This window comes from Niallia sp. Sow4_A1 (assembly GCF_052116745.1).
Classification (GTDB): Bacteria; Bacillota; Bacilli; order Bacillales; family Cytobacillaceae; genus Niallia; species Niallia hominis.
This window is the reverse complement of record NZ_JBQKKM010000017.1, coordinates 1-23,751: the sequence shown is the minus strand read 5'-3', so window position 1 is coordinate 23,751 and position 23,751 is coordinate 1. Positions and strand designations below refer to the sequence as shown.

General features: G+C 34.9%; 22 protein-coding genes. 5 read left to right on the top strand and 17 right to left on the bottom strand.

All coding sequences use genetic code 11. From position 1 onward, the window contains the following. Positions 1-22 precede the first annotated feature (22 nt). From ACTQ5K_RS11255 to ACTQ5K_RS11230, 6 genes are all read right to left on the bottom strand, one after another. On the bottom strand, positions 23-1,021 hold the full coding sequence (locus ACTQ5K_RS11255) for an ABC transporter permease (RefSeq protein ID WP_081836651.1): 999 nt from the start codon (positions 1,019-1,021) through the stop codon (positions 23-25). 1 nt (position 1,022) lies between these two features. Then, a complete protein-coding gene (locus ACTQ5K_RS11250) occupies positions 1,023-2,516 on the bottom strand; it encodes a sugar ABC transporter ATP-binding protein (protein WP_031537973.1) in 1,494 nt (497 codons plus the stop codon). Between the two features lie 112 nt (positions 2,517-2,628). Beyond that, positions 2,629-3,573: a sugar ABC transporter substrate-binding protein gene (locus ACTQ5K_RS11245; protein ID WP_031537974.1), complete on the bottom strand. Its 945-nt coding sequence runs from the start codon at positions 3,571-3,573 to the stop codon at positions 2,629-2,631. A 310-nt stretch (positions 3,574-3,883) separates the two neighbouring features. Next, the gene (locus tag ACTQ5K_RS11240) at positions 3,884-4,654 is read right to left on the bottom strand and encodes a DeoR/GlpR family DNA-binding transcription regulator (RefSeq protein WP_051640966.1); all 771 of its coding nucleotides are present in this window, start codon (positions 4,652-4,654) and stop codon (positions 3,884-3,886) included. Between the two features lie 241 nt (positions 4,655-4,895). Then, a complete protein-coding gene (locus tag ACTQ5K_RS11235; protein WP_031537977.1) occupies positions 4,896-5,993 on the bottom strand; it encodes a DUF4236 domain-containing protein in 1,098 nt (365 codons plus the stop codon). 186 nt (positions 5,994-6,179) lie between these two features. Next, on the bottom strand, positions 6,180-6,806 hold the full coding sequence (locus tag ACTQ5K_RS11230; protein ID WP_031537978.1) for a metal-dependent hydrolase: 627 nt from the start codon (positions 6,804-6,806) through the stop codon (positions 6,180-6,182). A gap of 180 nt (positions 6,807-6,986) precedes the next feature. Here ACTQ5K_RS11230 and ACTQ5K_RS11225 point away from each other — a divergent pair, with 180 nt between their 5' ends. Next, positions 6,987-7,367 carry an SLAP domain-containing protein gene (locus ACTQ5K_RS11225; RefSeq protein WP_031537979.1) on the top strand — a complete coding sequence of 127 codons (381 nt, stop codon included), beginning with the start codon at positions 6,987-6,989 and terminating at the stop codon, positions 7,365-7,367. Positions 7,368-7,601: 234 nt separating this feature from the next. Here the strand turns inward: ACTQ5K_RS11225 and pth2 are convergent, their stop codons facing one another. From pth2 to ACTQ5K_RS11185, 8 genes are all read right to left on the bottom strand, one after another. Next, positions 7,602-7,982 carry an aminoacyl-tRNA hydrolase gene (gene pth2, locus ACTQ5K_RS11220; RefSeq protein ID WP_197030885.1) on the bottom strand — a complete coding sequence of 127 codons (381 nt, stop codon included), beginning with the start codon at positions 7,980-7,982 and terminating at the stop codon, positions 7,602-7,604. A 187-nt stretch (positions 7,983-8,169) separates the two neighbouring features. Continuing rightward, entirely contained in the window at positions 8,170-9,465 is a 1,296-nt protein-coding gene (locus tag ACTQ5K_RS11215) for an erythromycin esterase family protein (protein WP_051640967.1), read from the bottom strand. Between the two features lie 166 nt (positions 9,466-9,631). Further along, positions 9,632-10,432 (bottom strand): formate/nitrite transporter family protein, encoded by an 801-nt coding sequence (locus ACTQ5K_RS11210; protein ID WP_109768783.1) that lies wholly within the window; start codon positions 10,430-10,432, stop codon positions 9,632-9,634. Between the two features lie 34 nt (positions 10,433-10,466). Next, positions 10,467-11,186 carry a sirohydrochlorin chelatase gene (locus tag ACTQ5K_RS11205; protein ID WP_031537983.1) on the bottom strand — a complete coding sequence of 240 codons (720 nt, stop codon included), beginning with the start codon at positions 11,184-11,186 and terminating at the stop codon, positions 10,467-10,469. Next, a complete protein-coding gene (cobA, locus tag ACTQ5K_RS11200) occupies positions 11,186-12,625 on the bottom strand; it encodes a uroporphyrinogen-III C-methyltransferase (protein WP_031537984.1) in 1,440 nt (479 codons plus the stop codon). Before cobA ends, ACTQ5K_RS11205 begins: the two co-directional genes overlap by 1 nt. Before the next feature lie 3 nt (positions 12,626-12,628). After that, positions 12,629-12,946 (bottom strand): nitrite reductase small subunit NirD, encoded by a 318-nt coding sequence (nirD, locus tag ACTQ5K_RS11195; RefSeq protein ID WP_031537985.1) that lies wholly within the window; start codon positions 12,944-12,946, stop codon positions 12,629-12,631. Between the two features lie 30 nt (positions 12,947-12,976). Then, entirely contained in the window at positions 12,977-15,382 is a 2,406-nt protein-coding gene (gene nirB, locus ACTQ5K_RS11190) for a nitrite reductase large subunit NirB (protein WP_031537986.1), read from the bottom strand. A gap of 514 nt (positions 15,383-15,896) precedes the next feature. Beyond that, the gene (locus ACTQ5K_RS11185; protein ID WP_435406671.1) at positions 15,897-17,321 is read right to left on the bottom strand and encodes a glycoside hydrolase family 1 protein; all 1,425 of its coding nucleotides are present in this window, start codon (positions 17,319-17,321) and stop codon (positions 15,897-15,899) included. Between the two features lie 391 nt (positions 17,322-17,712). Between ACTQ5K_RS11185 and ACTQ5K_RS11180 the strand changes: the two genes are divergently transcribed. Beyond that, positions 17,713-17,970 carry a hypothetical protein gene (locus ACTQ5K_RS11180; RefSeq protein WP_031537988.1) on the top strand — a complete coding sequence of 86 codons (258 nt, stop codon included), beginning with the start codon at positions 17,713-17,715 and terminating at the stop codon, positions 17,968-17,970. 196 nt (positions 17,971-18,166) lie between these two features. Here the strand turns inward: ACTQ5K_RS11180 and ACTQ5K_RS11175 are convergent, their stop codons facing one another. Both ACTQ5K_RS11175 and ACTQ5K_RS11170 read right to left on the bottom strand, forming a co-directional pair. Next, a complete protein-coding gene (locus ACTQ5K_RS11175; protein WP_051640969.1) occupies positions 18,167-18,691 on the bottom strand; it encodes a DUF6241 domain-containing protein in 525 nt (174 codons plus the stop codon). 20 nt (positions 18,692-18,711) lie between these two features. Continuing rightward, positions 18,712-19,650, bottom strand: coding sequence for a uracil-DNA glycosylase family protein (locus ACTQ5K_RS11170; RefSeq protein ID WP_048719212.1), 939 nt, complete (start codon positions 19,648-19,650; stop codon positions 18,712-18,714). 154 nt (positions 19,651-19,804) lie between these two features. Here ACTQ5K_RS11170 and ACTQ5K_RS11165 point away from each other — a divergent pair, with 154 nt between their 5' ends. Both ACTQ5K_RS11165 and ACTQ5K_RS11160 read left to right on the top strand, forming a co-directional pair. Then, a complete protein-coding gene (locus tag ACTQ5K_RS11165) occupies positions 19,805-20,929 on the top strand; it encodes a helix-turn-helix domain-containing protein (protein WP_051640970.1) in 1,125 nt (374 codons plus the stop codon). A 221-nt stretch (positions 20,930-21,150) separates the two neighbouring features. Next, positions 21,151-21,315, top strand: a complete 165-nt coding sequence (locus tag ACTQ5K_RS11160) for a hypothetical protein (protein ID WP_192840971.1) — start codon at positions 21,151-21,153, stop codon at positions 21,313-21,315. Between the two features lie 441 nt (positions 21,316-21,756). On the opposite strand, the gene dcm is transcribed toward ACTQ5K_RS11160, so the two are convergent. Continuing rightward, a complete protein-coding gene (gene dcm, locus ACTQ5K_RS11155) occupies positions 21,757-23,016 on the bottom strand; it encodes a DNA (cytosine-5-)-methyltransferase (protein WP_031537992.1) in 1,260 nt (419 codons plus the stop codon). A 180-nt stretch (positions 23,017-23,196) separates the two neighbouring features. Between dcm and ACTQ5K_RS11150 the strand changes: the two genes are divergently transcribed. Next, the gene (locus ACTQ5K_RS11150) at positions 23,197-23,619 is read left to right on the top strand and encodes a MutH/Sau3AI family endonuclease (RefSeq protein ID WP_441993909.1); all 423 of its coding nucleotides are present in this window, start codon (positions 23,197-23,199) and stop codon (positions 23,617-23,619) included. The last annotated feature ends 132 nt before the right edge of the window (positions 23,620-23,751 follow it).

Here is a 23,751-nt window from a genome sequence, read left to right as displayed (position 1 = left end):
CTCCCCCCTATTCTATGTCCATTTATGCTTTTCTTCTTTTAATAACATCTGCATAGACAGCAACTAGAATTACAACACCTTTTACAATGTATTGCCAAAAGGAGCTTACTCCCATCAGATTTAGCCCATTGCTAAGCACCCCAATAATAAGTGCCCCGATAACTGTGCCGCCGATTTTCCCATAGCCTCCTGTCATACTCGTGCCGCCTAACACAACTGCCGCTATCGCATCTAATTCTGCACCTTCTCCCGCTGTTGGTTGACCAGAAAACATACGCGATGCTAACACAATACCTGCAATTGCAGCCATTAATCCACTAAATGTATAAGCAAAAAATTGTACCTTTTTTATGTTTATTCCTGAAAATTTCGCTGCTTCCGCATTCCCACCCACAGCATACATGTGACGACCAAGTCGCGTTTTATTCATAATGAAGTAACAAATGATTAATAGAATTAAAAGGTAAAGCACAGGCATCGGCAATACACCACCAATATAACCAGATCCAATGAAATTGAAGGAATCAGACATAACTCTGACTGGCTTTCCATCTGTAATTACATAGGCCGCTCCCCTCGCTATATTCATAGTGGCTAGCGTAATAATAAAAGGAGGAATCACGGTTGTTGCAGCAACATAACCATTTAAAGCACCGATTAATAGCCCCACAAATAAACCAGCTAATACAGCTATAAATACCGGTGCCCCGAATGTTGCAATCATTAAAGTCGTAACTACTCCAGTTACTGCCATAATGGAGCCAACAGATAAATCGATCCCACCTAAAATAATAATCATCGTCATAGCAAGGGCTAAATATAGATTGGTGGACGTTTGTCTTAATACATTTAATAGATTATTAGAGGATAAAAAGTTGGGATTAATAATCGAAATAATAATACATAAAGCAAGTAACCCTATTAAAATACCTAAATTTTCCCGTATAAAGGTTATAATACTTGAACCTAAGTTCCATAAAAAATTATCTTTCTTTTTCTCCTTTAGTGCTGCTTGAGCCATCTTAATTACCTCCAGTAGCATAATGCATAATTACTTCTTGACTAAAGCTCTCTTTTTTCTCTAATATCTTTTGAATTTTACCTTTGTACATAATAGCTACTCTGTCACTCATATTAATAATTTCAGGAAGCTCAGAAGATATCATAATAATGGAAACCCCTTTTTGCACGAGCTGATTCATAATCGCATAAATCTCTGCCTTTGCACCGACATCGACTCCTCTTGTTGGTTCATCCAATATCAACACTTGAGGATTTGTCGCAAGCCATCTAGAAATCAATACTTTTTGTTGATTACCACCGCTTAAATTTTTTACTATTTGCCCACTATTTGGGGTTTTAATCGCTAATTCTTTAATAAAATCCTCTGCATACTGGTCTTCGATTTTCTTTTTTACGCGAAGAAATTTGATCACCTTATCCAAAACTTTTATCGTAATATTGTATTTAACAGACTGAATGAGAAACAGGCCTTCTTCTTTCCGATTTTCCGTAACATAGGCAATCCCGTGTTTAATCGCATCATTCGGGTTTTTTATCGTAATTTTCTTGCCGTCGCGATAAATTTCTCCTTCATCAAAGGGGTCAATGCCAAAAATACATTTCATCAGCTCTGACCTCCCTGCACCAACTAAGCCGGAAAAACCTAATATTTCGCCTTTATTTAATTGGAAGTCCGCATGATTCACATAATTTTCCCTTGATAAATTCTTTACTTCTAAAACTGTTTCTCCTACTTTAAAATAATCTCTAACATAATAGTTAGTTAGTTCTCTACCAACCATCATAGAAATTAATTGGTTCTCCGTCGTTTCTTGCGTACGAACGGTCCCAATATAGGTTCCATCTCTCATCACTGTAATTCTATCTGTTATTTCAAATAGTTCATTCATGCGGTGTGAAATATAAACAATCCCCACACCTTGTTCTGTCAAATTACGAATTGTTTTAAAAAGAAAATTCACCTCTTTTTCCGTTAAAGAAGAAGTTGGTTCATCCATTAAAATAATTCTCGCTTGAAAAGAAACTGCTTTAATAATTTCAATCATTTGTTGCTGTGCAACATTCAACTCACTAATTACACTCTTTTCCGATAGATCCAACTCAAATTTATCTAAAAGGTTTCTTGCATTGGAAAACATTGTTTTTTTATCGACAAACCCTGTTTTTGTTAAAGGTTCTCTTCCTAAATAAATATTTTCCGCTATCGTTAAGTATGGGACTAAGATAATTTCCTGATGGATAATGCTGATACCATTGTATTGAGCATCTTTAACATCTTTTATCTCTACTTCTTGCTCATCAATAAAAATTTTTCCTTCATCAATAGAATATATCCCACCAAGTATTTTCATAAGTGTTGATTTCCCAGCTCCATTTTCCCCTAAGAGAGCATGAACCTCTCCCCTATTTAGTTCAAACTCTACACCCTTTAAGGCATAAACTCCTGGGAAACGTTTAGAAACGTCCTTCATCTCTAATAATTTCGTAGACATAATCCCACCCCATTAAAATGTAGAAGGAGAATTCAATATAAGATCCATTTTAAAATTGCATATTTCTTCTCCTTCTATTTGTTCAGTCGCTAAGAATGTATATTCACATCATTTATTGCCAGCCATCTGTTCCGTATTCCTCCACATTGTCCTTATTAATGATGAAGGTTTCTACTGGAATTTTCTTTTCATAGTCTTCGCCTTTTAGTATTTTATAAGCGACTTCGACCGACTTTTCTCCAATAGAGATAGGCGATTGAGCTCCTGTTCCGATTAATGCTTCTCCATTTGCAATTGCAGTTTTCGCATCAGGTGATCCATCAACTCCATAAATGGCAATTCCTTCTATATTCGCAGCTTTAACAGCTGCTAATGCACCTAAAGCTGTTGGATCATTTCCACCCATTATAGCGATAATGTCAGAATGGGCTTGAAGGATATCCTCTGTCACCGTTAACGCTGTCTCTAAGTCTCCCTTGGCATCTTGCTGTGCAACAATCTCAAAATTTTTCCCTTCAATCGCTTCCATAAATCCTTCGATTCGATCATTAACTGAATTCATTGTTGGACTATCAAGGATAACTATGTTTCCTCCATCTGGAAAATTCTTCACTAAATCTTCTCCAGCAACTTTTCCGGCATTCTTATTATCTGAACCTACATAGCTCGTTATATATTCCATATCTTTCACTTCTGCATCGTAATTGATGATTGGGATATTCGCTTCCTTTAACATCGCTAATGCTGGTCTAATTCCTTCCCAATCAACAGGATTTAGAAAAATTGCGTCTATTCCTTGAGCAATCATATCTTCAATTTGATTAATTTGAAGCTCCACATCCATAGCAGGATTGGTCGTAATTAACTTATCTCCATTAGCTTCTACCTTATCTCTAATTGCTTTTTCTACTACTTGAAAATACGGGTTATATTGTGTCATCGACGTATAGCCAAATACATATTGATCCTTTTCACTACTAGATTCTTCACTCGTATTACATGCAGCTAACCCAAAAGTTAGTACCAATGTCAATAATCCAATCAAAAACTTCTTCATACATATCCCCCTTGTTTATAGAAGTAATTTTATATATTAAAATCACCATTGTGACTTAATATCCGGATGCCAAATACATTTTTAAGCGCTTACATTTAATGCGTATTTAGAAACACTTTTGATTTTCACCAAAACTAATCAAAGGCTATTTACTTTCTATTCACATTTCATTCCATTTATTCATTAAAAAAGTTTCACTCATAAAAGGAATTAGAAAATTATTGGTAGAGTTTTTTTAATAAAGATGGATTATATTGTAATATGCTAAATGAACATGTTCGTATAAATAACAATTAATAGAGAGGTTCTATCAATTGTTACTACATACGACTAATTCAACTCCACTGCTCTGAATTAACTTACAATATTCATTAGAGGGTGTTTTGTCTGTGATAATTCGATTTATGTTTTCAAGCGAGGTTATTTTGTGCATAAATTGAGTGTCAAATTTGCTATGATCTATAAGGAAGGTTATCTCTTTTGATTGCTTTATTACTTTTTGCTTAATCTCCACTTCAAAAATATTCGAGTTACTGAAACCTTGGTTAAGCGTGAAACCAGATGCAGCTAAAAAGGCTTTATCAAAAGAAAGATTGTTTAATGTTGAAATGGCAATTGGTCCATAAAGCGACGACGTGGACTCTCTTATCATGCCACCTAAAATAATTTTTTCCTTGTTTTTCCCATGAATTTTCGAAGCAACATTCATGGCATTTGTTGTGATGGAAAGCTTTGCATCAACAGGTAGGTTTTTAACAAAATATGGAGTGGTCGTACCTGCATCTACAAAAATGCCGTCCCCCTCCTGAACAAATTTGACCGCCTTTTGCCCAATGAGTTCTTTTGCCCTTCTGTTTAATAATTCTCTCTTATTAATGACAATATCTTCAAAAGCGAGAATCGCACCTCCATATGTTCGTTTCAAAAATCCTAATTTCTCCATTTTATCAAGATCCCGCCTAATCGTCATTTCGACCACGCCAAATGTTTCTGTAAGGTCTTGAATCTTGATCTCTCCTTCATTCAATAGAAGTTGATAAATTTTATTTTGTCTTTTATTTAATTGCTGCAAATTTTCCATATTATGCAGTTCTCCCTATTATGTTCTTCACACCAAATGTTTGAATCAAACATTTTTTTGTTAACTAAACACATAATAAACGGAATTGCTATTTTTGTAAATGCTTTCTTTTCAATTTTTTAAATTTTTTATTTGCGTAAACTCTAGTTGTAGTATGTACCCAAAAGAATCAACTTCCAGGAAAATTTTTCATGATTAATAAAGCGTGAGTAACTATACCCACGCTTCTAACCTTATCCGCTTAATCAACCATAAGTCTACTAACTGCCTCAAACCCTTTTGTCTTTTTAAAATTCATCTTGTGTTCAAAGTTTTCTAATGCATCGGAGCAGTCAATATTAGCAAAATTTAATCGATTTAGTTTTCCTTTGTCCAATTTCACAGAAAGAATAGTGATTTTTTCCATATATCCAGTTGCAGTGTTTAAACGATTATCTATTGCATGTATGTAGACCGTATGTAGTGGTAATAGCGCAAACATATCACGGGCAATTCTTAATATACAGCTACAGACATAATCTTGCTGAATATCATAAAACTTCCCCTTCGGCATTTGCTTTCTTGATAATTTTCCAGTCTTTGTTAAAGATAATTGTTCTTTTGGAACGACATCCTCCGCATTTACTTCAAATTCGATTTCCATTACTTTCGGATCACCACAACTGAATTCAAATCCACTTCCAAATTCCGTTAAATCATCCAACGGTGCAAATGCGTCAATGACTTGAAAATAAGTATCAATGTCTCCCTCCAACACCTTTGTAGCAATCTTTATATCGCGCTCCCAAGCAAGATAATCTTGTTTATCTTCCTCTCTAACAGCAATAACCTCTTCTTGTAACTTTTGTTCAGCAGATTGCCGATTAAAAAGCCTGGAAAGAACTCCGGGTTTATAATTTTGAAGCTTCTGTAAAGCTAGTTTTTCCTTTTCTCCCATTTCTCCATTTGGGAGATGATAAGGAGCATCTGAACCTCTTACTTTAATCCAATTAACAGGTTCATCTGCTTCGATATGAATGCTATGGATTCGCTCGATTGTATTTTCATAGGCTTCTACTGCAAGTCTTGCCTGCTCTAACTCATTCAACTTGTCTATTTCTCGTTGCCTTCTATTTATATCTGCCTGTCTTTGATAGGCAGACGACTTTCTACTTCTGCCACCTGAAGTGGTATAGGATAAACCAGTTCCTGGGATACTAGCAGTCACTCTACTTCCGGTTCGAGAGTTCACGCTATATCTAAGCCCTTTTACACCGGCGCTTACCCCAACACTCTTTTTTCCAACATTCACCCGAACACCAGGAGCTATTTTAAAACTCTTTCGAAAACCATAGCCCATACATAAAGACCTCCCTTTTTCCATATTATAACATAACGAAAAAGGAACTTCGATTTCACCTAATTAGATCAATGACACATTGCCTAAAGTCTAATATAAACAATCCCCCATTCAAATTTAAATGGGGGATGCTTTTCCTAGCTAACTTTTGATATGTATAAAAAATAGATATATTCTAGCAAACTATTATAATTCCTTTGATGATAATGGTAAGAATAGCTTAACCCCTCTTTTGTTAAACGGAAAAATTTTTAAATCTGCAATTAAATGACTGATATATCCACCAATACAAGTATAGTATACCCCCTGAATTCCAAGAGAGTTCTCTAAATCAGCGGCAATAATTCCAAAGAACACCACCCCTAAGATAGAGTGAGTGTAGCTTCGATGAGAAGTGAAAGATGCAATCATAATATAGATTCCTAGAAGAATAATCCATCTTTCCTCTACAGAAAGTCCTCCCATCAGAACGGTTATTCCTGTTATCGTTAGCATATGTTTTTGTTTAATTAAGGACGCGATAAACAAAATCAAAATACCTATCCCTACCCCCATCCACCTCTCTACTGCTGTTTTTTCGAAGAAACTATATAAAACCATAAGTATTCCGATTACTTGTGCAGACAGTTGGATCATTTGATGTGGTAAAGTAATTTTCCCACGGAGTTTCCCGTCAATATCCAAATCAGGCATTAATCCAGAAACAGCTCCTAAACCGACACACACTAATGTCTCTGTTGGTGTGGATTGCACTGTATGGGCAACAATAAATCCTGTTGCTGATCCAATTACAGCATGTGATGTTCCATTCAAGTTGATTCCACCTCTAATAGTTAATAGTTTTAATGCAACATTAACTATTCTACACCAAAACATTTGTTCTGTTTAGAGGGTTTTCAAAAAGAAAATGATAAGAAAAGAAAGGAAAATATAACTCCTTTAATAGATTTCTCTCCCTCACTTATGTTACACTTCATTTCAAAGGTGGTCATAATGATGCAGCAATTACAATTTGAATCTTCCTGGGACAAGCAAATTGCCCCTCAGGATCGAGATAATATAGAAAAATTCTTTAATGAAACAAAACATTTAAATAGCTCGAGTGTTATTTTTTCTCCTATCCGAGAAGCAATCAATCATAAAGAAGCGCTACTTGTCTCCGTATTGGTTCATAATTTTACGGAACATCCCCTTACCTTTCAAAATGCACCAATACAATACAGTGTTAATGATAACGTGATTGCAGAAAAAGAATTCACACTACCAGACCTAGTCATTCCTTCCCAAGTGAGTATGCCTTGGACATTTATTTTTCCAAAGGATAGTTATAGAGTTCAACATTCTTTTAAAAATGGACGATTAGAACTCAAGTAGATTGGGTTTGAATAGAACAAAATAGTAACTAAATGAGGACTTAACTAGATAAAGTGATTTACAAAAAAGTTTTTCAGGCACTATAGAAGGATATTAGTCCATCCCTCGTGCCTGATAAGGTATACGGAATTTATTTAATTTTCTTTATAGGTTAAGTTCCTAAACCTTTATAAGTAGCTGTACAGAGGGCTGAATTTCTTTTCATTTTCATGAAAAAGACTCCTATCTTTATTATTACAATAACTGTAAATGCCCTGTAATTTCATCCACATTGTTTCTATACCCTAAAATGGCTAAACAAGTATCTGTCTTTTCTCCATGAAACATAGTCAAGCCGCTGTCTGTTATTAATTTAACCGCTTCTCCCTTTTCGATGGCTCTATTTTTCACTTCATGTAATTTGTCTAGACTTTTGACGTAAACACATATTTTAGTCGAAGATTCGCTGAACCATTTTTCTAATATCGCTTGTGTATGCACATCCTCGCGCTTTATCATATCTAATACTAATCCTAAGCTTGCGTGACTACCTTGGGCTACATATTTCCCCTTTGTCATACACAGATCTTTTCGAACTACAATAACCATTTTTGTTTCTGTTGCCTTCCTCTCCAATTAACGTCACCCTCTATATATTATTCTTCAGAACTTTTTGTAATTTTCAAAATTCAAGCTCCGGTTGCTATACTATTCCGTGATAAATTTATTTGTTACTTGTTTAAGTAAAATCTTACCTAAGATGAAAAAAAGCCAAAAAAGCAAAAATCCCTTCACTTTTTTGGCTAATTATTTTTCTTGAATCTTAAGTGTCCTTTGCTAATCGAGTTTCACCCTCGTTTGAAAAAGCAATCGGTGTTACCGCCTTAGATTGATCTACATAAATAAATCCATCATAGCGGACTGAAACTTTTGACGGTACATAATTCCCATAATGTTCATATGCTGCCTCATAGATTACCCCAATGGCACGATGACCGATTGTATGCTCAAAAAAGTAACGATTTTCCTCTGTAAAGGTTAGGTATTTATTAAAGGAGCCAGCACGATGAAGTAGCTCTTCCCAGCTATTAAGTTGTGCAGGTGGAATATCCATTATTTTGTAGCGATCCCCCCATTTTTCTGCTGCAATGACGGTCCCACCATATGTACCAAAACCGACTGCATACACATTGGGTTCTCCAAATTTTTCTCTCGTGATTTGCCCAACATTCACTAATCCTTCTTGTTCCATACTAGTAGCTCTTGCATCACCAATATGCGTATTATGTTCCCAAACAATCCCCTTTGCTGCCTTCCCATAAAATTGGCTGACAATCTCTAAAGCTTCTACCATATGATAATCACGAATATTCCATGATTCGATATCGTCTGTAACCATTGCTTTATAATAGGCTTCTGCATTTTTGGACACTAGTCCATTGATTTGCAAATTAAGGTAGGACTCTTTATCCTCTTCCATGTATTTCCTTCTTTTCGATACAATAGAATTTAGAAGCTCTAAGACTTCCTCTCTACAGCTTTCTCCCAAAAAAGCCGCAGACATGCCATATTGCTCTGGCCTTTTGTTATAGGGGTGAAAACAAGTAATTGCTTGCATCGCTTTATCCAAATCTGGTGAATTTATTTTTTGTAAATAAGCAACAATTGTCTCCATCGATTCCCATAAGCTATACACGTCTATGCCATAAAATCCAACCTTGTCTTCTTCCTTTTTATCAAGATTATATGCTTTTAGCCACTCAATAAGGGGAATGATTTCTTCATTTGCCCACATCCATGCTGGCCATCTGTGAAACTGAGATAGTACTTCTCTAGCATGAGAATAATTTGAATGACCTTTTACATACTGGTTCACTTCATAACAAGACGGCCAATCTCCTTCTACTGCAATAAAAGTAAAGCCATGATCTTGTATTAATTTTTTTCTGATTTCTCCTCGAATGGTATAGAATTCTGCTGTACCATGGGTGGCTTCTCCCAGTAATATGTATTTTGCTTTACTAGCCTTTTCGATTAAACCGTTTAAATCCTCTATATCATGAAAAGGCTGACTATATTGTTGGATATTTTCGATTGTCTTACTGATTTTTATGACCATTTTTTGTGCACATCCTTTCAATGTGATTTTCCACTTCAATTGCTTTTATTTTGTTCATAAAGAAACAAGGTATTCACCTTTTAAATCACAAGAAGGAAAACAAAAAATCTATCTCCTTTTTCTGAGATAGATTTTTTGTGATGTAATTCACATAAGCAACTACAAATTAAGCTTCTTTTTTAAATGATTTAACAACAGCTTGCGTCTTCTCTGAAATATGATACCAATATGCTGCTCCTACAAATACAGCACCTCCAATTATATTCCCAATTGTTACTGGCAGTAAATTAGCAAACATTCCGCCAATGGTAACTGTCTCAGGATGAGGAATAATTAATGCAATAGATAATAATGTCATATTTGCAACACTATGTTCAAAGCCCGATGTAATAAAAGCAAAGAGACACCAAAAAATCATAATTAATTTTGCTGTTTCATCCTTTAATTTCACGGAACACCAAACAGCTAAACAAACTAAAATATTACAAAGAATCCCACGAATCAGTAATTCCATAAATGGAGCATTCATTTTTGCTGCTGCTCCGTTTGTGATGAAATCTGCTACTCCTCCAACCGCTAAACCAGAGTAACTAAATAATAACGCTACGAGAATAGAACCAATAAAGTTACCGATATAACTATATCCCCATACTTTTCCAGTATCTTTCCAAGTTACTTTATTCTCTAACATGCCGATTGCCATTACCATATTATTCCCAGTAAATAAATCTGCCCCCGCCATAATTACTAAACTCAAGGCAATCCCAAATGAGACACCCATTATAATTTTCGTCCCTGCAAATCCAGTTACGCTAAGCAAACCACCAATTGTAAAAATAAGAATAATTCCTAGCCCCACGAAAAATCCAGCTAGCATAGCACCTATTAAATACTTCTTTCTACTTACATGTAAGGCGTTAATCTTCGTTAATGCCGTGTTACTAAATGAATTAATAACCTCTTTCATCATGATACTCCTCTACAGAAAATTTTAAACATACTTACCTTATGAGACTCATTAATTGTTCTTCCATTCTTTCTATCAAAACTTCCTTCATAAAGGAATCGTACTTTAATGGATTACAAAGAATAACTTTGCCGCTGTTTTCCATTTTATTCTCCATTCTTTTTAATAACCTTCCAGTAAAAAGTAAGTACGGAACGACATAAATCCTGTTATCCTTTAATTGAAGCTTTTCCAATTCCTCAACAAACGCTGGCTTTCCTGCTGTTAAAAAAGCTGTATATACAGGGCCTCCTAATTTTTGACGGATTCCCTTACTCAATTCCTTCAGTTTCCGAATTGGTTCTGGATCACTACTACCTCTGCCCACCAATAGAATTACCCCATCGTTTTCTACTCGTTTTTCTTCTATTCTTTTTAAGACTAAATCAAGCATTTTTGGATGCAAATCAAAGGGGTTTGAAACATTAAAATGCACTTTTGGGAATTTTTTTTTCACAGTTTCCAATTCCTCTGGAATATCTTTTTTAAAATGGGCTGCCGTAAATAGTAGAACAGGTACCACTAAAATCTCTCTAGCACCAGCAAGAATCACTTTTTCCATCGTTTCATAAATAGTTGGTGAAGCCAGTTCTAAAAAAGCAATTTCTTGCATCGGTATGTTTACTTCTTTTTTTACTTCTTCTATAAACGCTATGAATTGATTATTTCCTTCTACGATTCTGCTTCCATGACCAATATATACTACTGCATCCATTAGCACTCACTCTTCCAATCCTGTTTATCTAGTTCTTGTTGAACCTGCTCATCTATCTGACTAAATCCCCGCATAAACGCATAATCTTTCACTGATTCGCCAATTGTAGCAAATAGAAGTTCTGTTGGATTCTTTTCACTAAAGGTTGGCCATTCTTGCAAAAATAAGTCAACAGATCGCTTATTTGGAAATATAACCGTTTCCCACTGATCTTCTGTCAATAAGCGCTCATTAACTTCATGAAAACGTTCATCTATTTGAATAAAATGACTAGGGAATGCAAGGAGATTATCAGAGAACGCTTGTTTTTCTATTCCCTTTTCCTCCCCAATAAAAATGGCGCTTTTTTTGTCATAGGATGATTTTATACTGCGTACCCCCCTTTTTTCTAATTCCTTCCGTGTTTTTTCAGATAGGTGTTCGATTTGTCTAGGAAGATCACGTAAATCATAACCTGCATCAAACAGTTGGGATAACACATAGCCAACACCTTCTACAGATGCAAAAATTAATCTATCTGCGTTTACTATCAGCTGTAATTCCTCATCCGAGTATGAATGAGGAATTGAATTTAACGTAGGGAACGAATAAGCTTCAGCGCCATTTTTTGTAAAATATCTTTCCAGCATACTTTCCTCTGAAGTGCTTTTTGCAATTAAGAGCTTCTTTTGATAAAAAGATTTCTTCTCAAACCAGGCTATCGATGATCTTAACTGAACAACATCTCCAATAATAGTTAGAGCAGGATTTCCAAGTTTTGCTTCCTTTACCTTTTCGACAATTGTAGTTAAGGTACCCTCAACTACTCGCTGCTTTCCTAATGTTGCCCACTCAATAACAGCTACTTTTGTATCACTTGCCTTACCTTGAGCTATTAAATTTTCACAAATCCCCGGTAAGCCCTTCACTCCCATATAATAAGCAAGCGTATCACCTATTGCTTCCGATTGCTTTGGTTCATGATGAACGGAAGCTTCATTTTTCTTACAAGCATGACCTGTTCGAATCGTAAAACTTGTACTATAATCTCGGTGGGTTACTGGAATGCCTGCATAAGCACTAGCTGCAATGCTTGAGGTTACACCAGGTACTATTTCAAAGGGAATATCGTATTTTGCTAGCGCTTCTGCTTCTTCTCCTACTCTTCCAAAAACAGAAGGATCTCCCCCTTTTAACCGGACAATATATTTTCCTTTTAACGCCTCTGCTATTAACGTTTCATTAATCTTTTCTTGACGCATAATATGATTGTTTGGTAGTTTTCCACAATAGATAAACGTACAATCCTTACTTGTAAAACGTAATAAGCGCGGATTTGCTAGGCGATCATACAAGACAACTTCTGCTTTTTGTAAACACTCTATCCCCTTTTTAGTAAATAATCCAATATCTCCAGGTCCTGCTCCGACAAATGCTACATACCCTTTGTTCGTATTCATCTCTTACACCATTATATAAATATAGTCATCTTTTATTTGTGTTTCATAAACCTCTACACAGCCATCATCCGGCTTTTGAACTTCCCCTGTAACTAAGGAAATTTTCCAATCATCGAGAGGGCAGAAAACATACTCTCCTGACACTATGCCCTCTGCTAATGGTCCATTTTGATTCGGACAGCTATTAGCAATTGCTCGAACTTCTCCATTGGAAAGTTGAAATAACGCTATTGATTTTCCTTTTAAATGAACTTCTTTACCAATCTGCTTAGGTAAATCAGCTAGTTTCATAATCTTCTTCCACTCTAAAGCTGCAGTCATCATGTATACCCTCCATTTTTGTTCTCTGCATTATCCTTTTATCACTTCATACATTTCTCTCTTCGTTTCATCGTTTAGAACAGCAGACCAAGCTTCTTCGTATGTTGTTTTTGCTTTTTCAAATCTGCTTACAAACTGTTTCATATTCCTTGCATTTAACAGTGTTTCTTTCACTGTTTCAATACCCATACGTTCTACCCATGGAGCCGTTCTTTCTCCATAATTAGCATTTTCTCGATAATACTGAACATAAGCCTTTGCCATCGTAATTACTTCTTCTTCTGTTTTCACCGTTGTTAAGCTATCACATTCACGGACTTCTGTTCCACCATTTCCACCGATATATAGCTGATAGCCATTTTCTACACAAATAACACCAAAGTCTTTTGTAAGAACTTCTGCACAGTTTCTCGGACAGCCTGTAACGCCCATCTTCATTTTATGAGGAGTATCGACCATTTCGAGTTCTTGTTCTAATTTAATACCGAGGCCTAATGAATCTTGTGTGCCAAAGCGGCAAAATCTAGAACCAACACATGATTTTACATTACGAAGGGATTTAGAATAGGCATAACCAGAACGCATTCCTAGATCTTCCCAAACATGCGGTACATCCTCTTTCTTCACTCCATAAAGTCCAATACGGCTTGCACCTGTAATTTTTACTAATGGTACATTATATTTTTTCGCTACCTCACCTATTTTCACTAAATCCTCTGCAGTAGTTGTTCCACCATACATACGAGGAATGATCGAGAATGTACCATCTTTTTGAATATTCCCTTCCATTTTTTCATTTACAAATCTGGAAGCTTTATCATCCTCATACTCCTCTGGAAACAGCATACGCATATAGTAATTTAATGCTGGACGACATTTAGAACATCCTTCCTCACTTGCAAAATCAAGCACCATTCGTACTTCTTTCGGAGATCTAAGTTGCTTTTCTTTTATCTGTGCTACTACTTCATCACGAGTAAGTGTCGTACAGCTACACATTCCTGTTTTTTGAATAGAAGCATCAAAACTGTCCCCAAGTGTATGTGCCAAAATGCCTTCAACTAGTGGTTTACATTTTCCACAAGAGGCCCCAGCTTTAGTGCAACCTTTCACTTCTTCAAAAGTAGACAATCCTTGCTCTAAAATAGAATGAACAATCGCGCCCTTTGTCACCCCATTACATCCACAAACTGTATCATCCGCACTCATACTTGCTACCATATCAAGTTCATCATCCTGCCCGCTCTTGCTTAAAACAGAAGAACTTGTATATTCGCTTATATCTGCTTGTTTTTTCAACATATTAAATAATCGATTTCCATCGGAAGCATCCCCGTATAAAACAATCCCAACAATTTTGTTATCTGTTACTAAAATCTTTTTATAAACTTTAGCAAACTGATCATGGACAATAATAGCTTCTGTATTTTCATCTTCATGGATTTTCCCACCAGAGAATAAGTCACATCCTGCCACTTTTAATTGAGTAGAAAGAATTGACCCTTGGTATCCTTTACTTTCTCTGCCTGTAATACAATCTGCAAGGGCAATTCCTTGTTCATAAAGTGGAGCAACTAACCCATAAGCAATTCCATTATGTTCTGCACATTCCCCTACTGCAAAGATAGATGGATCCGAAGTTACCATATAATCATTAACAATGACGGCACGATTTACATCTAATCCTGCTTCACGTGCAATTGCTACATTAGGTCGAATTCCAACCGCCATCACTACAAGATCACATTCAACACTAGTGCCATCTGTAAACTTTAACCCCTTAACACGATTTTCTCCTACTATCTCCGCTGTTTGCTTTTCCATCAAAAATTTCATACCTTGTGCTTCTAAATCTTTTCGAAGAAGATTAGCTGCTGCTGCATCTAGCTGTTGCTCCATTAAGGTAGGCAATAAGTGAACTACATGAACTTCCATTCCACGGTCAATCAATCCTCTCGCTGCTTCAAGCCCTAATAATCCCCCACCGATAACAATTGCTTTTTTATAATGCTTTGCTGTTTCCATCATTTTTTCTGTATCATCAATCGTTCTGAAACCAATTACTCCTTCTAAATCACTTCCAGGTATCGGTAAAATAAAGGCACTAGATCCTGTTGCAAGGATAAGTTCATCATATTCAATCGTTTTCCCTTTATCTGTGATCACATTCTTTTCTGCTCTATTAATCTTTATTGCTTTTTCCCCTGTTAATAGATTAATATGATTTTCTTGATACCAATTCCAATCATTAATATTGATCTCACTAACTGTTGTTTTTCCCTGTAGAACATTTGATAGCATTATCCGATTATAATTTGGATAAGGTTCATCCCCAATAATCGTTATTTCAAAAAGACTAGCATTTCTCTTCAGTATTTCTTCAACTGTCCGAACTCCTGCCATTCCGTTTCCAATCATCACTAATTTCTTTTTCATTTTTGTCCCTCCAAGATTCTACTAGTAAGACGGATTATTTGTGAAATGAATCACAATTTATTTCAAGAATAACATTACGCAAATATATTATTCCGTAATGATTTGAAGAACTATATTATTGTCTATCGTTGCATTTGCATTCATTATCTTCTTTCGCTAAACAAATAATGCAAAATGACCAAAAGAAGTATTTTTTATACATCTTTTATGGTTCCATTATATCTACTTTTCCAAAAAAAAAAGACTTTAAAATTGACGATTTCATGAACTTCTCTTTTCTTTACTACTTTTAACGATAGATTCATATATAAGAAGTGCATATTTATGTATCTATATTCACACCAAAACAGAACGATATAAAGGATGTTCCCATTAAATTCCTTTTTCTTTGAATAAAGTGATTTTGTTCACTTGGCAATAATCTACGGAAATTGCTATTAAAAGCAATCAAAGAATTTTAAAGCTGAAAAAAGCAGCCTCACCGTGCATAAAGCACAGGCGAGGCTGCTCCTTTTTATCTAATTTCCCCATTCGATTCGATTACTTCTTTATACCAATAAAAGCTTTTCTTCTTGATACGGCGAAGGTCATGCGTTCCTTCTTCATGCTGATTGATATAAACGAAACCATATCGTTTTTGGAATCCGTTCAACCAGCTTAGAAGATCAGTAAACGACCAAACACAATATCCCATTAAGTCTACTCCATCTGTAATGGCTTCTTGCATCGCGTTAATGTGAGCGCGGATAAAATCAATGCGGTAATCATCATTGACGATATTGCCTTCTTCCAGCTTATCAAAGGCCCCTAAACCATTTTCACTAATGAGAATAGGTAGATGATAGCGATTTGTAATTCTTCGAAGCGCTATCCGTAATCCTTGTGGATCAATATTCCAATCCCAATCTGTTCTTTCTAGATTTGGATTCTCGACTGTTTTATACACACCAGGTATTCCGGAATCCTGAGAAGTACCTTTTTTCCCAGAAGTGTTCATTTCAGCACTACCTACTCCGCCTTCTAACGGATTTTTCTCAAAGGTCGTTGTTTGATAATAGTTAAGTCCCATGAAATCAGGAGTACCTTCTCTTAATAATTCAAAATCCCCTTCTTCCACCTCAGGAGTTAATCCATTTGCCTCTAAATAGTTCCATGCAGCTTCTGGATATCTTCCCCAAGCATAAATATCCATCCACCAATGGCTATTCAATTCCTCCGCATTCTCTGCTGCAATAATATCTTCTGGTTTTGAAGTTAAAGCATATGCAGGAGAATAAGCAAAGCTAGGACCAATTTTTCCATTTGGAACGTATTTGCGGAATGCTTTGATAACACTAGCGTTCGCTAAGTTCGCATGGTGATTTACTTGATAGAATCTCTTTTCATCTGTTACTCCAGGTGGATGTACAGCCATTCGGTAGCCTAAGCCAGTGAAAATATTTTGCTCATTTAAACTAACCCAATATTTCACTCGGTCTCCAAACTGTTTAAATAATTCGATACTATAATTCGTAAAATCCTCAATAATCTGGCGAGATTCCCACCCTGCATATTCATCTTGAAGAACTTGTGGAAGATCCCAATGATAAAGAGTAAGAACTGGCTCAATATTATACTTGATTAACTCATTAATTAAATTATTATAGAAATCAATTCCCGCTTGATTTACTTCTCCTCTTCCTTCTGGAAAAATACGAGTCCAAGCAACGGAAAATCGATAAGCCTTCATTCCCATTTCAGCCATCAGCTGCACATCTTCTTTATAACGATGATAATGATCTACTGCAACATCTCCATTTGTTCCTTTAAATGTTTTTCCCGGAATCCTAACAAATTTATCCCAATTTGAAACTCCTTTGCCATCCTCATTCCATGCACCTTCTACTTGATACGCTGCAGATGCAGCACCCCAAAGAAAATTATTTGGGAACGCTTTCATTGATTGATGAATCACTTCGCTCAACTCCTTAAATTCTTAGAAATAATACTCCTATTATAGATATATATTCTTAGCTAACATCCTTTTTTCATCACTACACATTTAGATACTGTATAAAACCACGTATAAAAAGTATAGTTCATTATAAAATAAGTATATACATTTAATAACATTTTCGCAATACATAGCTATCATTAACTTAGAAAACCTTTACTCCCTCTATGAAAAATAGACATATTTTATCACTTATAAACCATAGGAAATCTTACGCAGAAACAATTTAATAAATGAAAGAATCATAGATTAGGAATGAAGCTTCCTTACTTAACATGAGCATGTATGAAAAACTTTTAGAATACAATATAATGAAGGAAAAGGAGGAGATATTTTTATGGAGTTTTCTTTATTTTGGGTAATAAACATTTTAATAACAGTTTATTTAGTTATAGATTCAAAAAAACAAGGCAAAAACCCTGTTCTATGGGGAATCATGGGCTTTCTGTTTGGAATCATTACACTTTCTATTTACTTGATTAGAACAGATCGAAAAATTTTAGGATGGATTTTACTCGTATTAGCAATAATATTCATGCTACTATTTATCCTATTTATCATCGCCATTTTGTTTATGTCTTTTTCTTACCTTTAATTCTCTAAATTAAAACCCAAATGGTGGACATATTTTATATGTTGTCCTGATTTTGGGTTTTAGATTAACCTATTATTTTAAGTTCTTCCTTTTTTAAATCGTCTATTCTATTTCTATAAAAAATTCCCCTCCCTCCTTATTACAAAAAAAGAGTCAGGATGTCCTTCTGCTATTCCTGAACTCTATATAGAAATTCTTATTCCATTTCTTCTTCTGTAAGCAATCTTGTTGCTTTTCCAATTGTTCCATCCTGGAGATTCCAAATGTCATTATGATCCTCAACCGCATTGCTAAAATCATTTTCCTGCCATCTTTCTAAAATAGATAGGTATAACCTGCTATTCTCATAAACATCAGTGTTTTCTTTTATTACTTCCAATAAGCGAGCAATTCTTCCTTGAGTTGGTTCTATAGAACCCCATTTTTCATCCGCATAAACTTTTGTATGGCTCATCTTATGAATAGCATCTTGGATTTCTAATTCTGTCATATTGTTAGGAAACTCAGAAATAAGCTCCAAATCCGCTTCTGGATCAGTGGAAGTAGTGGAATCATTATTATGGATTTCTTCACTCTTATCATCTTTCTCACTATTTACTGTCATCCTTTTTTCTGGCTCTGACTTTACTTCAAAGTCTGTATCATTACTAGAAAAAAAGTAAACCCCTGTTCCCACAACAACTAAACTAACGAAGATTATTATAGCGAATTTATTTTTCATTATGACCTTCCTTACATGTTTTATTTCAACAGCTGTTCAATAACTTGTGCAACTCGATGATCATATGGTTGAATTTCATCTGCAAGAGTTTCTAAACGTCTTTGACAATAAGCTTCCTTTTCTTTTAGATCATTTCCTCTTTTCAGTTCGGCTCCGATAATCTTTAACTGTTGAATCAATTCATCCATTTGCTCTTTGGTAGGACTGATTGCAGAAGTTGTTTCTGTAAAGTGACCTTTTTGTGCAGCATTTGCTAATTGCTCCTTAAAGAGATGCTGGTAGGTTGCGTAATGACTTTTACGATGTCCGTTTGCTCCTGAAGGATGAGGAAAATTAAACAAAATTGTTTTATTTTCAATCTTACCTTCTTCTACTAAGTATTGAAGTAAATCAGAAACTGCTTTTCCAGTAGGAATAATAACAGCATCTTTTAAACTGTTAAGTTCAGGGATTAACAGTTCATCTATCATTCTAGTAAAAATCGGATGTCCCATTAATTTTGGTTGACTTCCACTATAATTCTCTCCATTAATAAACACAGGGTATCTTAACACAGAAGATGTATGTAACAAGGAACTCTTCACATTAAATAATTGTTCACAACTATCAATGCCTAAATGTTTATGTAGTTCTATTCCATCAAGCATTTCAATGAGGTTCTTCCTCATTGCTCCACCAAAACTAGCATCGTATTTTGCATGATACTGTACTTGCTCCTCATCCTCTTTGTCCATATGATGGAGCACATAATTATAAGCCAACTCCATTTGCGTCCATCCAGGAGTAATTCCTAATATAACTACTTTAGCGCTTTTGTTAATATAATCGAAAGGGGCCCAATATACTTCTACCTTTTCATCCTTAGCGTACAAAAATCTCTCAGACATTAAATCTCTTTTTTCATACGTTTCTTTAAGTGGTGTTTTACACAACTCACTCCTATAATTTTCAAAACTCATTCTAGTTCCTCCTCCAATTTAACGATACTAATTATACCAATAAAAACCAATAACACTTTGCAAACAAAATGATAACACTAGTAAATATCGCTGTCAATATTTTTCATAATATGTTATTATATCGGTAAACTAAATGCTATAAAGGGGATAGGATATGCCCAATTCTATAAATGAAAGAATCAAAAATAGAAGAAAAGAATTACATTTATCTCAAGCTGAATTGGCGAATCAAATTGGATTAAAGCCACCTGCTATTAGCCAATATGAATCTGGTGCAAGAAGGCCTTCCTTTGAGATTATTCAAAAACTAGCATTTGCTCTAAAAGTAACGACAGAATATTTAATTTCAGGTGTAGATCAAGTAAAAGCACAGCATTCGATTAATTTATCTGATCGTTTGTTCCTAAATATCGTTAACTCCTTATCACCACAAGATAAAGAAAAATTAGTTGAGTATGCAGCTTTTTTAGCAACTGGTAGAAAAATTAAAATGGATATACTATATGAAACACCAAAAGAATATGCGGAAGCCATTTTAACAGAAAAAGTAGAAGAACCGTTACCCATTGATTTATATAAATTAGCAAATGAGTTAGGAATAAAAGTTTTGGAAGATGATTTAGAGGAAGCAGAAGGAATTTATATACAAAGTGAATTTCCCATTATTTTATTAGCTCGAAGAAAGAAACACGAGCACAGAGCTAGATTTACATTAGCCACACTTATTGCACATCATGTTTTGCCATGGCACCTAAAAAATAAATACTTTTCCAGAAAATATAGGAATAACCAAGATAAAAATCAGCAATTTGGAGTATCCTCTCTCCTAACACAAGAAATCGAAGAAATGGAAGCACATCAGTTTGCCTCCACCCTTCTTATTCCAACAAATCATTTAACTATGGAGTTCACAAACAAAGTTGTAAATATAGAGACCGTTCAGCACTTTGCAGAAAAATATCACGTTACGTTATTCATGTTTTTAAATAGATTAGTTGATTTTGCACCAGAAAAATATGCAGTAGTCCAATCAGATGGCTCAAATATTATGAAAAGATTCCAAGGAAATCGAGCGCTAGTATCTAAATTACATACTAATAGCATTGCCGCAAGCTTTTTTCATAAACCTAGTACACAAATAGAAGTAAGACGAAATGAAGTCCCAGCATCCTACTGGTTTATAGACAGTAAGATGAATGAAACGGTTATAGAGGAGTCTGTGTATAATCCTGATATGGGGAGAGTTTTGAGTTTGATTACTATTTTGGAGGAAAAATAAGAGCTGTCCAACCGTCCATTAATGACGGTAGGACAGCTCTTTACACTTATGACTAAACCGAAAGAGACTCCTCTGCTATGTCATATTATCCTAGCAATTAGACATCTTTGACCTGAAGCTTCGTTGTTTATCCGTCTGAAAATCAACTTTTTCTCCTCTTTTCTTTAACATAATATCCGCCGTTTTAGAAATAATAATAGTTAAAGAAAGGAGGGAAAAGTATGACCCAAAATAAAGAGAACTTAAATTCCATTATGAAACCAGATTTTGCAGGAACGGATGCACAAAAAGTAAAACAAGAAATTCAAAAAGATGTAAAAGCAGGAGATGGCGCAATGACTTCTAGGGAGGCAGGACATATGCGCGAGTCAACAACCCACGACTGATGTCACGGGCTTGTAAGGTCTTGCAACCTTTGGAATTTACAGCGGACAACAAGACCGATGTCTTGCCCTTCAAATCAAGCTAGAGATACTGTTTGGGCTCCAAGCAACCCGTTTGTATTAATATACCACAACTGTTTGCAGTAGTAGTATATTTCTTCTTTGCTTTTAAGCAAAGAAAGAAAATGTCGGACAATTGAGTTAGCAGAAGTTAATCCTACTAGCCCTCTAAAGGAAAACTAAAAATCTCTTTACACATTGTACAACTGTCTGTTCATCAAATCATCCAAGCTATCTAGGAGTAGTATGTTCCTATGATTAATATTAATCCATAATTTGATTACACTTTCTGCAGACTACATTTCACTAGAGATACTCAATAAGATTACATAAAAAAGACTGCCAAGCTTTAAAACTTAGCAGTCCATTATTTCTAATACACTTTTAATTAAAGAAACTCAATTGTTCCATTTCTTTAAATTTAATTTCCGTATCTGGTTCTGTACTATTAATTTCAGAAATTCGTTTTCCCATTCTCTCAATGAGTCCCACCACTAAAGCATTTCCCATACAAAAATATCGCATTCGCTCAGACATACCTTCTGTCCAATTATCTGGGAAACCATTCAGTCTTTCGCACTCAACTGGCGTTAGTATTCGTAATCTCTTTGTAGTAGGATCTTCAACTACATGACTACTTCTATTCACTGTTCCTTCACTAGTCAACATGGTACGGCCTGGTTTATCTAAGGGGTCTGGAAAAGCCATACCCCCTTCGGAAAATATATATTTATGGCCACTTGCAGCAGTTCTTTCAATCTTTTTAGGACCTTTTAAGTATTTAAACTTTTCTATTGCTGCTTCTTTCAAATAATATTTTTCGTCAACATTAGATTCAAGTATTTCTCCTAATGTCTTTGACTTTTCCTCTTGGGCCAAAGTTTCTTCTGTATAAACAATACCATTTCTCATAATCCCAGCATTTAAATATTTCATCGAGAATTCATCTGATACTTCAAGTATATCTTCTGGTAATTCTCTTAATTGGGCAGCATGCTTAGACGACGATTCCACTTTAATAGGAAACGGTTTAGCAAAAAAACCTTCTTTATGCAATATTTCTGCATCAGTAATTTTTTCTCTATCTTTAATATATTCAGTATCGTTTCTAATAGCAAAAATGAATACTCTCCGTCTTCGTTGTGCCTGTCCATACTCTGCAGCATTAATAACTCTCCATTCTACAGAATAGTTTAAATCTCGAAAACTTGCTAACATTATAGAAAAATCTCTTCCACGCTGTTTAGATGGAGATTTTAATAATCGATCAACATTTTCAAGCAAAACATACTTTGGTCTTAATTCTTTAAGGAAGCGAACTATTTCCCAAAATAAAACGCCTTTTTTCCCTTGAATACCTTGTTCACCAGATAAACTTCTTGCAACAGAATAGTCTTGACAAGGAAATCCTCCTACTAGTAGTTGGGCATTTAAGTATTTTAAACTATACTCATCAACAGTTGCTATATCTTTATTGGAGTGTATTCCTTGGTCCATAAATTGTCTTTGATAACAATTAAAGGCATCTTGAACCTTTTTTGATGGCTCCCATTGATTCCCCCATACTATTTCAAAATTCTTCGTTGCTTCTAGACCTAATCGAAAACCGCCTACGCCTGCAAACAACTCTAAAGCCTTAATCATTTATCGAACATCCTTTCGGTATAAAATATACCAAAAATATAGTAATATATAGGAAGAAATTACATTAATGTATGTTGTTGTTAATTTCTTAAAACTAAAACAATACTATTTTCATTTTATCACACTTTAAGAACAAACGCTCTGTTTGTATATCTAAAATAAATATTCTAAGGAGATATTATGTTATACAAAACCGAATCTGAATTACTAAGTAAAGCCAAAGAAGCCGAAGGTAAAACATTTGATCAAATAGATATTTATAATAGATTGTCTAATCGTAAATCAAAAGGTAGTTTAGGTCAAGTTATCGAAGAAAGTTTCTTTGGTTATAAAATTAATTCCGATGCTAGACCCGATTTTGAAGAATTAAGAGTGGAATTAAAAGTAACTCCGTTTAAAAAGAACAAAAATGGAAGTTTATCTGCCAAAGAGAGACTTGTATTAAATATAATAAACTATATGGAAGAAGTTGAAACTACTTTTCACACTTCTAGCTTCTGGGAGAAAAATCAAAAATTATTATTAACTCAACTTTCGCACCAAAAAAATAAGTGCAAATCGTTAGTTGTATTGCGTCTATGGTCTATTAAATATGTTGCTTGACAGTGTTTAATAAAATGAAAAAACACCTCATTCTTTGGTATAGTGTAATTGTCGAGAAAACACTACCATACAGAAGAGGTGCTCCCTATATGATAGACCAAAATAGCCAAAACAATCAACTACCAAAAGAAC